Source organism: Polaribacter sp. Z022 (assembly GCF_023555495.1).
In the GTDB taxonomy this organism is placed as follows: Bacteria; Bacteroidota; Bacteroidia; order Flavobacteriales; family Flavobacteriaceae; genus Polaribacter.
Genome location: NZ_JALCZO010000037.1, coordinates 1 through 787, shown reverse-complemented (window position 1 = coordinate 787; position 787 = coordinate 1). Strand labels below are relative to the sequence as shown.

General features: G+C 21.9%; 1 protein-coding gene. It reads left to right on the top strand.

Features of this window, described 5'->3' with window-relative positions; all coding sequences use genetic code 11:
* Positions 1-213: 213 nt before the first annotated feature.
* Positions 214-585 carry a hypothetical protein gene (locus tag MPF13_RS15475; protein ID WP_249983668.1) on the top strand — a complete coding sequence of 124 codons (372 nt, stop codon included), beginning with the start codon at positions 214-216 and terminating at the stop codon, positions 583-585.
* Positions 586-787 lie beyond the last annotated feature (202 nt).

The following is a 787-nucleotide window of genomic DNA, read 5'->3' as shown; positions in this document are numbered from 1 at the left end:
CACAAACACGTTGTAATTAATTCCTCAGGAAAATCTAACTTCTGAAAAAACTGAAATAATCTGAAAATTATTGTAACATAAATGGAATTAATAAAATCCAAAATAAATATACTTTATTATTGTCTTTACTTAATTGAAAGAACCATGCATTTTGCTTTCAATAAGATAAACATTTTTTTACTATTATATAAAATCCCTTTTATAAAAAAAAGAATGAAAAATAAATATGGAATTGAAAACCCTTTGGAATATTACAATGACTTTTGGACAAATAAAAAATATGGTTTTAATCAAAACTTCATTTATGGAGCAATATTGGTAATTATATCAGTAACACTTTTAACTTTTTGTATCCTTACAAATAAATTGTTTGAATTAAACTTATACTTTGAAAAATATTACATAATAATTTTAGTGATTTTTTCTTATTTAATTTGTCATTTTTTAATTTTAAAAAACGATACTTATTTAGAATATTTTGAAAAATTTGAAAATTGGTCTTTAAAAAGAAAAAGAGTGAATATTTTTTTATCTTTATTATTTATAACTTCTGTATTTACAGCTTTCGTTCTAATCTTAAAATAATAGAAAAATTGAAAAACAAGAGATTGGAAAAAAAATAAAATATCCACTCAAATGTTTCACAACTAATTACAACACCGTGTATAAAAAATTGCTTATTTTTAGCTTAACCAAAAGTTGTTGCTTTTTTAAAGTTCTTCAATTTTCCTACGGAAAATAGCCGAACATTTAAAACGCAACTTTTCATAACACAAACACGTTGGCA

What these genes read in the sequence shown, in the direction of transcription:
- MPF13_RS15475 (WP_249983668.1), top strand. Translation starts at nt 214, where the DNA reads ATGAAAAATAAATATGGAATTGAAAACCCTTTGGAATATTACAATGAC.